Source organism: Nocardia sp. CA-084685, from assembly GCF_050955785.1.
In the GTDB taxonomy this organism is placed as follows: Bacteria; Actinomycetota; Actinomycetes; order Mycobacteriales; family Mycobacteriaceae; genus Nocardia.
The window spans coordinates 1,423,851-1,438,006 of record NZ_CP192094.1 but is presented as its reverse complement, the minus strand read 5'-3'; the positions used below and the strand labels follow the sequence as shown (position 1 = coordinate 1,438,006).

The following is a 14,156-nucleotide window of genomic DNA, read 5'->3' as shown; positions in this document are numbered from 1 at the left end:
CCGCCAAGGCGGCCGTCATGACCGAAGAGGAAGGGACGGTCTCCGGCGAGCTCGATGTGACCGTCGACGCGACGGGTAAAGGTCTGGTCCGCTATCGCGAAACCGAGACCTGGTACACCATCGGCAATCTCGAAGCGGATCCGCCGCGCACCTGGGCCACCGTCGCCGAGTTGGCCGCCGCCATCGAAGCCACCGTCGGAACCCGCGATGCGGCCGGCAATATCGTGCCCTTCGAGGCCTGATCCGCACGCCTACGGCATGGTGATGACGACCTTGCCGAACGGATTGTCCTCCCGGAAGTAGCGGTATGCCTGCACTGCCTGATCGAGCGGAAAAGTCCGATCGATGACCGGGCGCATGCGATGGGCGGTGATGGCGCGGTTCATCGCCTCGAAATCGTCCCGGCTGCCGACCGCAATCCGGCGGATGGCGAGATACCGTCCGACGAACGGATTCTCGAATGCTTGTCCCAGCGGCAGCTGGGACGCGCCGATCATGGTGATCATCGCGTTGTAGCCCGCGGAGCGCACCGATTTCGACAGGGTGGGCAATCCGACAGCCTCCACCACATGTTCGACACCGTGGCCGTCGGTGAGGTCGAGTACCTGCTGGTCCCAGTCCGGCGTGGCATTGCGGTCGATGGTCTCGTCCGCGCCGAGTTTGTGCAGCCGCTGCGCCTTCTCCGGGCCGGAGGTAATCGAAATGACCCTGGCACCGAGCATTTTCGCGTGCTGTACGGCGAATAACGCGACGGTACCGCTACCGACGGTCAGCACCGTCTGGTCCGAAGACACCGGTACCGGTGTGGTCAGCGCCGCCCATGCGACGACTCCCACGCAGGTCAGCGTGGCCGCCTCGACATCGGTGAGATGTTCGGGCACGTGCACCACCGAATCCTCTTCGAGAACCGCATAGGTAGCGAGCATGCCGTTGTAGTTGGCGCCGTACTGTTCGGCGACCTGCGCCAGCCGCTGCGGGCCATTGACGAAGCGCACGAAGTACGACGCGGTCACCCGGTCGCCGAGTGTGGCGCGAGTCACATTCGCGCCCACGGCGATAACCTCACCGACACCATCGGACAGCGGGATGATGTCCGGGGTCGCGGGCAGCGGATAGCTGCCGTCCATCAACATCAGATCCCGCCGGTTGAGCGAGGCCGCGCGCAGCCTGATGACCACCTGATTCGACCCCGGCGCCGGCAACTCCTGGTCCCGGACGGTCAAACCGGCGAGGCCATGTAGTGGATCGAGGTGGTAGGCAATGGCATTCATGATCCGCTTTCTGTGGTCGGCACGAACAGCGCCTCGAACGGCGCTTCTCCGACACCGGTGGTGATGTGGCCGCGGCCGTCGGTGTCCTCGACATGGACGAGGTCGCCTGGGCCGAATCTGCGCTGAACGCCGTCGCTCGTGGTCACTTCGATTACGCCGCGCAGCATCACGACCCATTGGCGCGCCGGAGCGGGATGCGGTTCGCTGTCGAATCGCGAACTGCGCAAGTAGGTTACGGTCGCCGCCGCCGACATTCCGGCGACGGCCATTGCGGGTACGCCCGCGGCAACGGTTCGACCGGCCAGCGCGAGTTCCGCATCGACGAATCGGGAGCCGCCGTCGGCGGTGCGCACTATCCGGCTGAACCGTAAGGTCGTCGCTTCGGTCATCGCACGCCTTCGATGAATTGGTGGTCGGAGGTGATCCGACCATCCGAGTCGAGCCCGATCACCTCGTAACCGCCGCCCGCGACGGACCCGTCGGCGCGCGAGACCATCGACCATGGCAAGCCGATCAGTCCGGTGGGCAGCAGGGTGGCCGCACCCACCTCGAAGATGTATTCGCCGGGAGCCACGAACATCTCGTAGGCGCGCGATACCCGGGCTTCCATCGCGTCGTGGCCGCGCACTAGCAGGACGGGTACGGCGAAGTTCAGGTTCGCCGCCGCCTCGCGGATCTCCACCGGCGGGTCGACCAGGGTCTGGGTGCCTTCGGGTGCCCAGATCTCGTGGATCAGCTTGCGGCGGATCTCCGGATCGGATTCGTTCCACTGGGACATGTAGCGCTCGGCGAAACGGGTCAGGTCTTGGTTGCTCATGGCACCGAGTTTTGCGGGCGCGGCGTTGTGTCGCGATTCCCTCCAGGGAATGACACCTGATGCGGGTTCGGTGATTCCCTCCAGGGAATGGCGCGGATACCGCGGGTCGGATATCACTGAATTCATGACGACAGTGGTGGAGCCGAATCCGTTCGCTCAGCAGTTGCGGCACTGGCGCACGCAGCGGCATGTGAGCCAGCTCGACCTGGCCATTCGCGCGGACACCAGCCAGCGCTATCTGAGCTTCCTGGAGCAGGGGCGCTCGCGCCCGGGACGCACCATGGTGGTGCGGCTGGCCGAATCGCTGGAATTGTCGCTGCGCGAGCGCAATGCCCTACTGCTCGCTGCGGGTTATGCCCCGATCTTCCCCGAATCCGATTTGAACACACCGGAATTGGGCCCGGTGCGAGTCGCGTTGGAGCGCATTCTGGAAGGGCACCTACCCTACCCCGCTGTGGTGACCCGCCCTTACGGCCAACTGGTCGCCGCCAATGCCGCCTTCGACATCCTCACCGAAGGCGCCGCGGCGGAACTGATCACCGCGCCGATCAACGTCCTTCGCCTCGCCCTACACCCCGACGGTCTGGCACGACGCGTGCTGAACCTTCCCGAGTGGGGCCGCCACGTCACCGAAAGCCTGCGCGGCAAGGCCCTACGCAGCCCCGACCCGAGCCTCGACGACTTCATAGCCGAACTCGAAAGCTACCTCCCCGCCACCACCCCGGGCCCCGACCACCTCGGCTTCGCCGTTCCCCTGCGCCTGACCACCCCCGACGGCGAACTCCGCCTCATCACCACCATCACCAGCTTCGCCACCGCCGTAGACATAACCCTCTCCGAACTCCATCTGGAAGCCTTCCTGCCCGCCGACGACCGAACCGCCGAATACCTCCGCCGCCGCTCCGCACAGCGTCGGACGCAAGCCAACTGACGTTTCGCCCAGCATCAACGCGGCCGCACAGCCGCAAGAACTTCTGGTCCACGGGCGGACAACCGTTCTTCGGCGAGACGTGCACCGAGCACAGCTCCGGTGATCCCGATCGCGATCCCGACCGGCAGGGCCAGCCACAGTACGGCGGTGAGGTCGAGGGTAAGGCCGATGATCAGCACGATCAGGACCGGGAGCAACGCGATCAGTTGGCCCAAGCTGATGGCGACTTGAACCAAAGCCTTTGAGCAGCCAGGGTTTCCGGAGGAAGCGAAGGGATTTCCGGTGCGCGGTGGCAGCGAGTACGGCGCGGTTACCGATAGGAATACGGCCGAACCCGCGCCGACGCCGAGTACAGCGAACAGTAACGACAGCGTCCACGGGTACATCGACCAGCTGCCGAGTGCACCCGGCAGCACGACCGCGAGCAGCACAGACGGCAATCCGATCACCAACAGCAGAGCCAGCAGGCGTCCGCGCACATCGGCGCGTACCGCGTCGGGTGTCACCAGTGTCTGCCAGAGTGCGGTGCCGTCGTAGCCATAGAGGTTATTGGCGGCCAGGCCCGCGAACCATGCGGCGCTCACACCCGCGAACACCACGCCGCCCGAACTGTCGCCCTGTATTGCCGGAAATACCGGAAGCAGGGCTCCCACCAGCAGCACAGGCAATAGCGCCGCCCGGCGTCGGCTATCGCGCGACCAGGTTCGCAACTCCTTGACCACCACCGCACCCACCGGCCCAGACGTCCGTACCCGGCCCAGCAGCATCCCACTCCCGCCCCCGCCGGTTACCGAATCCAGCGGCGCGGTCAACCGCCTCCGCAACAGCACAGACCATGTCTGCCCCAGCGCCGCTGTCAAGACCGACAACGCGACCAGCGCGCCCATCGCCGACAACCAATCACCGCACGCCGCCGCACCCACCGCAACAGGCGCCCACCCGGAAGGGAGCGCACGCAGCAGATGCGCCAACCACGGTGCCGATTCCCGCACCGCATCCACGTGATTCAGCAGATAACTCATCGGGTAGTAGGCCAGACCGGCGAGACCGGCGAGCAGCACCCCGAGATCGCGTCCGCGCCGCGAACGCATCGCGGCACCGATCCACGCCAGCACCACCCGGGAAAGCACCACCACGAATATCAACTGCAGCACCACACCGACCAGCGCCACCGCGGCCGCGCCCCAACTCAGTTGCGCCGCAAGCAGAATCAATCCGGAGAAGGCCAGCAGATTGATCACCGGCGCGGGCCCGACGAAGGCCGCCGCCAATAACCCGGTGGCCAACTGCCGATGACTCAGCGGCAATAACCGCAGATGTTCGGGCTGCACGGTCTCATCGCTGGTGCCCATCAATATCGGACCGCACAGCCAGCCGAGCGTCCATATCCCGTACCACGCGACGGCCACCGTAATACCACCGGCCACATCACCGTCCCGGACCCCGAATCCGATGAGACCCGCTGTGCCGAGGGCGAATACGACACCGATGAGCACACCGCTGACGAACGTGACACCCTGCCAGCCATTGCCCAGCGCACGCTTGGTCAGCAGCAACCGCATCCGAATCAGGACGCCAACCACGACAGCCCGTCCTCCCCGCCGACCCGGCCGCCGACCAGATGTAGGAACGCCGCCTCCAAGGTGCTGTCCCCGCGCACCTCGTCGAGCGTGCCCGCGGCCACCACCCGCCCGGCGGTAATCACCGCGACCCGATCGCACAGGTTCTCCACCAGCGCCATCACATGACTCGAAAGCACCACCGCACCGCCCGCCGCGACGAACCGCTGCAGAATTGTGCGAATCGTGCTCGCCGACACCGGATCCACCGCCTCGAATGGTTCATCGAGCACCAGTAGTTTCGGCGCGTGCAGCAGCGCTGTCGCCAGCCCGATCTTCTTGCGCATGCCCGCGGAGTAATCGACGACGAGAGTCCTTTCGGCACTGGTCAATTCGAAGACGCCGAGCAACTCCTCGGCACGTTCGGCCACCGTATTCGCGGGCAGTCCACGCAATAAACCGGTGTAGGTCAACAGTTCTCGGCCGGTCAGGCGCTCCGGTAACGCAAGTCCATCCGGCAGCACACCCGCCAAAGTCTTCGCCGCGATCGGATCGGCCCAGACATCGACGTCGAAGATCCGCGCCTGTCCGGCGTCCGGCCGTAACAGCCCGCAGGCCATCGACAAGGTGGTCGTCTTGCCCGCACCGTTCGGGCCGACCAGCCCGAAGAACGAGCCCGGCGGCACCGTGAGCCCGACATCGTCGACCACCCACGGACCACCGAATCGCTTATAAAGCCCGGTCAGCTGCAACGCAGGATGCACTATCATCCCCCCTGGTCTTCGGTTCCCATCTCCTACGGTACGGACGAACCGGCTCTCGGGTTCGAAATCATGCTGCCTGCCCCGGAAGAGGCAGGCAGCATCAGCACTACGCCTTCGCAGTCACCAACTCCTGCTGCACCGGTGCATCCCAATCGATCCGATACCGCTGTTCGACACCCATGGTCTTCTCCGGGTTCATGCCCTTGATCAGCAGCGGCATCAGCATGGACATCATCCGGCGCGCCACCGGTCCCGGCGTCTTGGTGTGGTTGATCTTGCGCGCCCGAGCCGCGACACTCTCCACGCGCGGCCGCCGCACCCCTTCATAGGCGGCGAAGGCCGAGGTGTGATCCGGCAGGTCCCGCAGACAGCGCGCCAACTGCACCGCACTCTCGATGGCCAGCGACGCCCCCTGACCCGAACTGTTGGACGGCGCGTGCACCGAATCCCCGACCAACACCATGCGTCCCCGATACCAAGTCGGCACCGGCGGCATAATATGCAGGGCCCCAGTCGTTTCCAGGTTCGCGGCGGTAGTCCTGCGAGCGAATTCACCGCCCGGGGTGTCCTCGGCATAGGTCTCCCGCAGGATGGCCAACCATTGCTCGGCCGGAATCGCGCGCGCCTCGGTCAGCGACAGATACTCCTTGTGCGGCAGATTGGCACCCCACATGACCTTGTTGTCGTCGACGGTTCCGTAGAGGTAGTACGCCTTCTTCCCGAATGCGAAAACCATTGTCTCCGGGGCAATTCCGTAATCATTGTCGAGCATCGCGCCGAATCCGATCATCCCGGTGTACTCCGGTCCCGGATTATTCGGGTCGATGAGGCCGCGCACCGTCGAGCGAATACCGTCCGCGCCGATCAATACATCGGCGGTTGCGCTACTGCCATCGGCGAAATGCGCGGTGATACCGTCCGCGTCCTCCTCGACGCGCACGAGTCGCTTGTTGTACTCGAAGGAAACGCCCGCGGCGACCGCGTGATCGTGCAGCGTCCGGTGCAATTCGTTGCGGTCGACCATTTTCAACGACGGCACGTCGGGCATTTCCGGCATCTGCAGCACTTTGCCGCCGACCGACATCTGCATATGCGATACCGGACTCGCGATCTCGCGAATGCGGTCACCGGCACCGACAATATCAAGGGCAGCAACACCATTCGGTGCCAATGCCAGCCCGCTGCCGATCCCGTACGTAGGACCCGGATAGGCCTCGTAGACGCGAGCGGCGATGCCCGCTTTGTGCAATGCGGTCGCGGTGACGGGTCCGGCGATGCCACCGCCGATAACAATGGCCGCTTCTGTTGTGGACATGGGTGTACTCCAGTTATGTGCGATACGGGTTCTTCGAAGCCCGAACCGACCGCCCCATCGCACACCCAGTTATCCTGTGGTCGCCAGCCTTGTAGCCGGGTGCGCGCATGCGGACGCGGTTCGAGACGGTTACATCGGACTCGGCGGCGGTGTTGCCGCACCCCGCCGGGCCCGGTCTCGGCAATTCACTCCGCCCGGTATAGACCGGGTCGTTATTCCGTCATCCCCCTTTCCACCAGCTCGGTGACCTCGGCGGGCGTCATGCCGACGGCATGCATATGCCGCCAAAGATCGACGCCAGGGAAGGTGCCCGCGCCGATCTCGTCACGCAGCGATGCGGCCCACGCCACCTCGGCCTCCAGCATCGCCACGCCGTATTCGGCTTCGACAATGAAGAGTCGGGGCAGATTGGCGGCCGCTAGTTGATCGAGTTCTCGGCGCGCAGCCTCGATGATGCGACCCAGCGCGTCGATGCGCCGGCCGAGCAACTCGACGACTTCATCCGGCGGCAGTGCCGCCACGACGGAGAGTCCGGCCGTGAACCGGTGCTGTTCCGGCTCCGGCTCGGCAATCAATTCCCTTGTCCAGTCGGCCATTTCGGCGCGACCGGCATCGGTGATCGCATAGATCGTGCGTTCCGGCCGAGCGCCGTCGCGCTCACTGCCGACTACTTCGAGGAAGCCCGCTTTCTCCATGTTCTGCACGACGGTATACAGCGAGCCCCATTTGATGTCCATATCGCGGTCCTTGCCGCGCTCACGCATCTGCGAGGCGATTTCGTAGCGATGCATCGGCCGTTCGATGACGGTCGCGAGGACTGCCAGCGCCAGCAGATTGTTCACCTTGCGCTTCGTTGCCATGGACATCTCCTTACTCGCATACGAATATACGCCAGCGAGTATTCGGACACAAGTACTAGGCGGTGACCGGCTCATGTCTCTTCGTCGAGCAGCTCGGTCCAGCTCGCGTGTCGCTCTTCCGCTGGAACTTACTCCGAAGTAAGGTCGGCTCATGGCGTGGAACCCCAAAGATATGCCCGACCAGAGTGGGCGCACCTTCATCGTCACCGGAGCCAATGGCGGTCTCGGTGTCGAGACGACCTCGGCGCTGGCGAGCAAGGGCGGCACCGTGATCATGGCCTGCCGCAATGTCGCCAAGGCGCAGCCGATCGCTGACCGTATCGATGGTGACGTCCGGGTGGCGCAGCTGGATTTGGCCGATCTGGCATCGGTGCGCGCATTCGTCGACAAGACCGGCGAATTCGATGTGCTCATCAATAACGCCGGGCTGATGAACATCCCGTTCTCACGCACCAAGGACGGGTTCGAAACCCAGTTCGGCGTCAACCACCTCGGACATTTCGCGCTGACCGGACTCCTGCTGGATCGCCTTCGGGATCGGGTGGTCAGCTTGGCGAGCATCGCGCACAAGCAGACCCCGAAGCTGTGGATCGACGATCTCAACTACGAGAAGCGCCGCTACCAGCGCAACCTCGCTTACGCCCAGTCCAAGCTGGCCAACCTCATGTTCGCTCGCGAACTACAACGGCGGCTGACCGAAGCCGGCTCCGATAAGCGCTCCTACGCAGTCCACCCGGGCGTCTCGGCGACCGACCTGTTCGCCAGGACCGAAACCCCACTCGACCGGATCAGCAAACCCTTCATCCGCATCATCGGCCACTCCCCCGCCAAGGCCGCCCATTCCACCCTGTTCGCGGCCACCATGCCCGATGCCGACCCCACCACCTACTGGGGTCCGAACCGGCTGTTCCAGAGCCAGGGGCCGGTCGAGCCCTCGCCGTCGAGCAAGCTGTCGAACAATCCGGAACTGCTGCGCCGCCTGTGGGAGGAATCCGAGCGCATGACCGGAATCACCTACAAGTTCTGAGTCCCGACCTCCTCCTACGTACCGTGTAGTAGACGGGTACCGTGGTATGCGTGTCCGCTCCACCTCGCCGCTCGGCACACAATCGCCCGGCCCTCATCGTGCTGGTGATCATTGCCGCCCTCGCCTGCTTGGCATTGGGATGGTGGCAGTGGGAGCGGTTCGAATCCGCGAGCGGCACCGGCCAGAATCTCGGCTACGCATTACAGTGGCCGCTGTTCGCCGGATTCGCGGTGTTCGCCTACTTCCGGTTCGTGCGGCTGGAATCCGAAGCGGATAAGGAGCCGGAAGCTGATTCGGCTCCCGCGAAGCCACGCCGAGCCGCGAAAGTCGTTGCGCCGCGCGAGATTCCGGCCGGACTGCTGCCCGAGCGGCCCAAGGCTGCCCGCGACGATGACCCGGTGCTCGCCGAATACAACAAATATCTGGCCGAGCTGCACGCACAAGATATCGACCAACACGTCCGGGACGCGGGCCTCGCCCACGACACACAGAGGAGCGCCGGTTGACCACCAGCGAGAACTCGACCGAATCCGCCACGACGCTCACCCCCGAGCCGACGGCCCCCAACGTCGCGAAGATCAAGCCCGCACTGCTGCGCTACCGGGTACTCGCCTGGACGACGGGTCTGTGGCTGCTGCTGCTCACCGGCGAAATGATCGCCAAATATGGCTTCGACGTGCACACTCCCAACTGGATCGCGGTCGTGCACGGCTGGGTCTACTTCGTCTACCTGCTGGTCACCGCCGACCTCGCGGTAAAGGTGCGCTGGCCGATCCCGCGCACCGTCGGCACCCTCATCGCAGGCACGATCCCCCTGCTGTCCTTCTTCGTCGAACACGTCAACGCGAACAAGGTCAAACAGGACTTCAACCTCTGACCCACCCCGAACACCCCCACGCGAACTCTGGCCCATCCCGGGGTCCGAACCCATCGAGGGCTCCGCACCGGTCCCAGGTTTCGCAGCCATCGCGGGCTCCACGCCATGGGCTCCACACCCAACTGAAGTTGCGCACCGTCGCTGGCCCGGACCCGACCCAGCTTCCACACCGGTGCGTGCCCCGAACCCGTCCCAGGTTCCACACCCGTCGCGGACTCCGCACCCATCCGAGGTTCCACACCCGTCGCGGGCTCACACCCTTGCGGACTTCCCCATCCGAGGTTCCGCACCCGGCGCGGGAACAGCGCCCGTCCAAGGTTCCACACCCGTGCGAACCCCGCCCCGAGGTTCCGCACCCCTTGCGGACACAGCGCCCATCTCAGGTTCCACACCCATCGCGGGGCTCGCACCCATTGCCGGGATCAGCACCGCCGCACTGCCGCTGCACATTCCCGAGTCCAGGCATGACACCTGCACCAGCCCCTTCCTCAGGAATGCGGCGAATCAGCTCTGGCGCGCCACCCGCATCCCAAAGCTGAATCGGCACCGTCTCGCGGCGGCACACATGCGTCGCCGGGATCCGCGCTGATTGCGGCGCCTCGAGCGATGCGCTGATTCAGGACTCGGCGAGGGCCGCCAGGGCAGGGAGAAGCTGGGTGAGCGCGCGACCGCGATGGGATACGGCGTCCTTCTCGGCGGGCGTCAGCTGAGCAGCAGTGATATCGCTGCCGGTCGGGATGAACAGCGGGTCGTAGCCGAATCCACCGTCGCCTGCCGGCTTCCGGCCGATCGTGCCCGGCCATTCACCGCGCACCACGGTTTCGGTGCCGCCAGGCACCACCAGCGCGCAGGTGGAGACGAACTGCGCGCCACGCCGCTCGTCCGGGACATCGCCGAGTTGGGCGAGCAGCAGGGCGTTATTGGCCGCGTCATCACCGTGCACCCCGGACCAGCGCGCGGACAGCACGCCGGGCATACCGTTCAATGCGTCCACCGCGATCCCGGAATCGTCTGCGACACAGGGCAATCCGGTGGCGGCGGCACCATCGCGCGCCTTCGCCAGCGCATTCTCCTCGAAGGTCGCGCCGGTCTCGGGCGCCTCGTCGTAGGCCGGCACATCGCCGAGTCCGACGATCTCGATGCCCGCGATACCCGCGTCGGCGAGGATCCGCCGCAGCTCGTTCAACTTCTTGGCATTGCGACTGGCGACCAGAACGCGGCGCGACATCACTTCTTCTTCGACTCGGCAGGCTGCGGCAGCACCCCCGGATACGGCAGTGCCAGCGCCTCTTTCTGGATAGCGAACAGCCGCTCACATCCGGCGAGTGCGGAGTCGAGCAACTTGTCCAGGGTGGAACGCGGGAAGGTGGCGCCCTCACCGGTGCCCTGGATCTCCACCAGGGTGCCGGTATCGGTGGCGACCACATTCATATCGACCTCGGCGCGCGAATCCTCTTCATACGGCAGGTCCAATCGCACCCGGCCGTCGACGACACCGACGCTCACCGCGGCGATCGCACACGAGATCGGCTGCGGGTCGGCCAATCCGCCCGCCGCACCGAGGTAGGTGACCGCATCCGAGAGCGCGACATACGCGCCGGTGATTGCCGCGGTCCGGGTGCCACCGTCGGCCTGCAGCACATCGCAGTCGATGGCAATGGTGTTCTCGCCGATGGCCGCCAGGTCGATGCATGCCCGCAGCGACCGGCCGACCAACCGGCTGATCTCCTGGGTGCGGCCGCCGACCCTACCCTTCACCGATTCCCGCCCGCTGCGGGTATGCGTCGCCGCAGGCAGCATCGCGTATTCGGCGGTGAGCCAGCCGAGGCCGGAATCGCGCCGCCACGGGGGCACGCCCTCGGTGACGCTCGCGGTGCACATCACCCGGGTCTGCCCGAACTCCACCAGCACCGAACCGGCTGGATGCGTGGTGAAGCCACGGGTGATCCGTACCTCGCGGAGCTCATCGTCCGCCCTGCCATCGGCTCGTCTCGACACGCGCCAAGCCTAGTCACATGGCCTACCGCGCTCGGCAGCCGGTCAGATGTCGAAGGTTTCGCCCGGTGCGACGGCGTGCACCGGTCCGGAGAACTGCGCCTTCGCCTCGGCGATCACATCCTCGCGCGAGGTCCACGGCGGAATGTGGGTGAGCAGCAGCTCTTTCACACCCGCGCGCGCGGCGATAATGCCCGCCTCGGTGCCGGAAAGATGAATGCCCGGCGGTCGGTTGGCCGGATCGTGCGTCCACGACGCCTCCGACATGAGAATGTCGGCGCCCTGTGCGAGTTCGAGTACCGCATCGCACATCGCGGTGTCGCCGGTGTAGACGAAGGTCCGCCCGGCCGCCGTGTCGATACGCAGCCCGTACGACTCGGGCGGGTGATACATCCGGCGCGCGAGCACCGTATGGCCCGGCCCGAATTCGACCGCCTCACCTTCCACCCACGTCTGGTGATCGATGACGTCGGACCAGTCGTCGCATTCGCCGCCGATCTCGGCGGAGGCATTGCCGATGCGCGCCGCGCTATCGGAGGGGCCGCGTACGATCGCCCGCCCCACGGGGGGTGTCGGATGGTAGCGCCGCCAGACCAGCAGCCCGGGCAGATCCAGGCAGTGATCGGCATGCAGATGCGTGAGGAAGATATCGACTTCACCGGGATCGGCGTAGCGCTGCAATGCGCCCAGGACGCCGGGTCCGAAATCGATGACCACCGGCGACATATCCGGCCCGGTCAGTAGGTACCCCGACGCTGGGGAGTCCGGGCCGGACACACTGCCCGAGCACCCGAGGACGGTAAGGCGCATTCCCCCATGCTCCCACGACGAATTCACACTCATGACATCGCCTCGCTAACGCGCGGCGCTGTCACGAGCGAGAGCCCGGCAGTGCCTATTACTCGCTCGCTCAAGAACCGATCCCCCACACTCCGCTGCGAACCGCGCGATTACCGCGGTTACGCACTGACTCCGGCTCGATCCCCGCGACGGTGTCGACGTTCATCACCAGAGAGTACCCAGCCGGCCAGCACTCCACCCATTGCCCCGAAAAGATGCCCCTGCCAAGAGATTCCGGGCTGTCCGGGCAGCACACCCAACAGCACCGAGCCGTAAATCGCCAGCACAACCAGGCCGATGCCGATCTGCACCAGATTGCGGGCGAACCAACCGCGCGAGATCAGAAAGGTCAACCAGCCGAAGATCAGCGAGGACGCGCCGAGATGCACTGATCCGGTGGCGCCGGTGAGCCAGACGCCGACTCCGGCCACGATCCAGATGATCGCGGTGGCGGTGAGTCCGCGGGCGATGCCCGCGAGCAGCGTGATGAAGCCGAGGACGATAACCGGAAGCGTATTGGCGAACAGATGGTCCCAGCCGTGGTGCAGGACCGGCGCCCAGAGAATGCCCCACAGGCCGTCCGCGTCGCGCGGTTCGATGCCGTTGTAATCGAGTTGGTTGTGGTCGAGGTTGTCGACACCTTCGACTCCGTAGAGCAGAGCGACGAAGGCGGTGATGATGACGCCCGCGCGCAGCCAGAGCTGTTTGAGGCTGTTCGGTTCGGCGGACGGACCGGAAGGCACTCTCGACTGCCCGAGTTGGGCGCGTAGTGCGGCGATCCGTTCCGGATCGAACGACGAACCGATTCCCGAACCACCGGTCATCGCAACCTCCTCGTCGAGCGAGGCCCGAACGCCGACGATACGCGACAAGGGACTCGCTCTTTCGAGGGTACCGGGACGAATCGCGACCAAACGGCGAGTAAAAATTCAGGCCCAGAGCTGGCCGTCGAGGCGTTCCTCGGCCTCTTCGAGCGTCCCGTCGTACGCGCCGGTGGACAGGTACTTCCACCCGCCATCGGCAACCACGAATGCGATATCCGCCCGGGTGCCGGCGCGCACGCATTTGCGCGCGACACCGAGCGCCGCATGCAGAATCGCACCGGTCGAAATACCCGCGAAAATGCCCTCTTCCAACACCAGCTCACGCGTGCGCTTCACCGCGTCGAATGGACCGACCGAAAAACGAGTGGTCAGCACCGACTCGTCGTAGAGCTCGGGAATGAAGCCCTCATCGATATTGCGCAGTCCGTACACGAGTTCGCCGTAGCGCGGTTCGGCCGCGACGATTTCGATGCCGGGCACCTTCTCGCGCAGGAAACGGCCGGTCCCCATGAGCGTGCCGGTGGTGCCGAGACCTGCGACGAAATGGGTGATCTCGGGCAAGTCGGCGAGGATTTCCGGACCGGTGGTCTCGTAGTGCGCCAAGGCATTGGCCGGATTGCCGTACTGGTACAGCATCACCCAGTCCGGATTCTGCGCGGCGATCTGCTTAGCCAGCGCGACCGCCTGATTCGAACCGCCCGCGGCCGGGGAATCGATGATCTCCGCGCCGAACATGGTCAGCAGCTGACGGCGCTCGACCGAGGTGTTCTCCGGCATCACGCAGACCAGCCGGTAGCCCTTGAGTTTGGCCGCCATCGCCAGCGATATGCCGGTATTTCCGCTGGTCGGCTCCAGGATCGTGCAGCCGGGGGTCAGCAGGCCGTCGGCCTCGGCCTGTTCGATCATCCGCAGAGCGGGCCGGTCCTTGATGGAACCGGTCGGGTTGCGGTCCTCGAGCTTGGCCCATAACCGCACCGGATTTTCGCCGTCCCACTGCGGGGAGAGGTTGCGCAGACCGACCAGCGGGGTGTTTCCGAGGGTCGCGATCAGCGATTCATAGCGCGCCACGGGGTTGA

The 14,156-nt window shown here is 65.5% G+C and carries 17 protein-coding genes; 5 read left to right on the top strand and 12 right to left on the bottom strand.

From position 1 onward, the window contains the following. Positions 1–17 precede the first annotated feature (17 nt). Entirely contained in the window at positions 18–242 is a 225-nt protein-coding gene (locus ACQP2U_RS06340; RefSeq protein ID WP_433713807.1) for a hypothetical protein, read from the top strand. Positions 243–251: 9 nt separating this feature from the next. Here the strand turns inward: ACQP2U_RS06340 and ACQP2U_RS06335 are convergent, their stop codons facing one another. The 3 genes from ACQP2U_RS06335 to ACQP2U_RS06325 are packed head-to-tail and all read right to left on the bottom strand — an operon-like array spanning position 252 to position 2,088. After that, on the bottom strand, positions 252–1,271 hold the full coding sequence (locus ACQP2U_RS06335) for a zinc-dependent alcohol dehydrogenase family protein (RefSeq protein WP_433713806.1): 1,020 nt from the start codon (positions 1,269–1,271) through the stop codon (positions 252–254). After that, entirely contained in the window at positions 1,268–1,660 is a 393-nt protein-coding gene (locus tag ACQP2U_RS06330) for a hypothetical protein (RefSeq protein WP_433713805.1), read from the bottom strand. The genes ACQP2U_RS06335 and ACQP2U_RS06330 overlap by 4 nt, the downstream gene beginning before the upstream one ends. Next, on the bottom strand, positions 1,657–2,088 hold the full coding sequence (locus tag ACQP2U_RS06325) for a hypothetical protein (protein ID WP_433713804.1): 432 nt from the start codon (positions 2,086–2,088) through the stop codon (positions 1,657–1,659). The genes ACQP2U_RS06330 and ACQP2U_RS06325 overlap by 4 nt, the downstream gene beginning before the upstream one ends. A 124-nt stretch (positions 2,089–2,212) precedes the next feature. Between ACQP2U_RS06325 and ACQP2U_RS06320 the strand changes: the two genes are divergently transcribed. Next, positions 2,213–3,019, top strand: a complete 807-nt coding sequence (locus ACQP2U_RS06320; RefSeq protein WP_433713803.1) for a helix-turn-helix domain-containing protein — start codon at positions 2,213–2,215, stop codon at positions 3,017–3,019. 14 nt (positions 3,020–3,033) lie between these two features. Here ACQP2U_RS06320 and ACQP2U_RS06315 read toward each other — a convergent pair whose 3' ends face one another. The 4 genes from ACQP2U_RS06315 to ACQP2U_RS06300 all read right to left on the bottom strand — a co-directional run bounded on the left by ACQP2U_RS06315 (position 3,034) and on the right by ACQP2U_RS06300 (position 7,517). Continuing rightward, positions 3,034–4,602: a hypothetical protein gene (locus tag ACQP2U_RS06315; RefSeq protein WP_433713802.1), complete on the bottom strand. Its 1,569-nt coding sequence runs from the start codon at positions 4,600–4,602 to the stop codon at positions 3,034–3,036. Then, on the bottom strand, positions 4,587–5,348 hold the full coding sequence (locus ACQP2U_RS06310; protein ID WP_433713801.1) for an ABC transporter ATP-binding protein: 762 nt from the start codon (positions 5,346–5,348) through the stop codon (positions 4,587–4,589). The genes ACQP2U_RS06315 and ACQP2U_RS06310 overlap by 16 nt, the downstream gene beginning before the upstream one ends. Before the next feature lie 100 nt (positions 5,349–5,448). Further along, entirely contained in the window at positions 5,449–6,657 is a 1,209-nt protein-coding gene (locus tag ACQP2U_RS06305; RefSeq protein ID WP_433713800.1) for an FAD-dependent oxidoreductase, read from the bottom strand. A 212-nt stretch (positions 6,658–6,869) separates the two neighbouring features. Then, entirely contained in the window at positions 6,870–7,517 is a 648-nt protein-coding gene (locus tag ACQP2U_RS06300) for a PadR family transcriptional regulator (RefSeq protein WP_433713799.1), read from the bottom strand. Positions 7,518–7,668: 151 nt separating this feature from the next. Between ACQP2U_RS06300 and ACQP2U_RS06295 the strand changes: the two genes are divergently transcribed. The 3 genes from ACQP2U_RS06295 (at position 7,669) to ACQP2U_RS06285 (ending at position 9,421) form a co-directional block, all read left to right on the top strand. Continuing rightward, a complete protein-coding gene (locus ACQP2U_RS06295) occupies positions 7,669–8,544 on the top strand; it encodes an oxidoreductase (RefSeq protein ID WP_433713798.1) in 876 nt (291 codons plus the stop codon). A gap of 50 nt (positions 8,545–8,594) precedes the next feature. Further along, complete coding sequence (locus ACQP2U_RS06290; protein ID WP_433713797.1) at positions 8,595–9,050, top strand: transcriptional regulator; 456 nt, start codon at positions 8,595–8,597, stop codon at positions 9,048–9,050. Positions 9,051–9,121: 71 nt separating this feature from the next. Next, positions 9,122–9,421: a DUF3817 domain-containing protein gene (locus tag ACQP2U_RS06285; protein WP_245567036.1), complete on the top strand. Its 300-nt coding sequence runs from the start codon at positions 9,122–9,124 to the stop codon at positions 9,419–9,421. Positions 9,422–10,037: 616 nt separating this feature from the next. Here ACQP2U_RS06285 and rdgB read toward each other — a convergent pair. The 5 genes from rdgB to ACQP2U_RS06260 all read right to left on the bottom strand — a co-directional run bounded on the left by rdgB (position 10,038) and on the right by ACQP2U_RS06260 (position 14,148). Further along, positions 10,038–10,649, bottom strand: coding sequence for an RdgB/HAM1 family non-canonical purine NTP pyrophosphatase (gene rdgB / locus ACQP2U_RS06280; RefSeq protein WP_433713796.1), 612 nt, complete (start codon positions 10,647–10,649; stop codon positions 10,038–10,040). Then, positions 10,649–11,419 carry a ribonuclease PH gene (gene rph, locus ACQP2U_RS06275; RefSeq protein WP_433713795.1) on the bottom strand — a complete coding sequence of 257 codons (771 nt, stop codon included), beginning with the start codon at positions 11,417–11,419 and terminating at the stop codon, positions 10,649–10,651. Before rph ends, rdgB begins: the two co-directional genes overlap by 1 nt. Positions 11,420–11,461: 42 nt before the next feature. Beyond that, positions 11,462–12,226: a cyclic nucleotide-degrading phosphodiesterase gene (locus ACQP2U_RS06270; RefSeq protein WP_433716384.1), complete on the bottom strand. Its 765-nt coding sequence runs from the start codon at positions 12,224–12,226 to the stop codon at positions 11,462–11,464. A gap of 149 nt (positions 12,227–12,375) precedes the next feature. Then, complete coding sequence (locus ACQP2U_RS06265) at positions 12,376–13,080, bottom strand: rhomboid family intramembrane serine protease (RefSeq protein ID WP_433713794.1); 705 nt, start codon at positions 13,078–13,080, stop codon at positions 12,376–12,378. A gap of 105 nt (positions 13,081–13,185) precedes the next feature. Continuing rightward, positions 13,186–14,148 (bottom strand): PLP-dependent cysteine synthase family protein, encoded by a 963-nt coding sequence (locus ACQP2U_RS06260; RefSeq protein WP_433713793.1) that lies wholly within the window; start codon positions 14,146–14,148, stop codon positions 13,186–13,188. Positions 14,149–14,156: the final 8 nt, after the last annotated feature.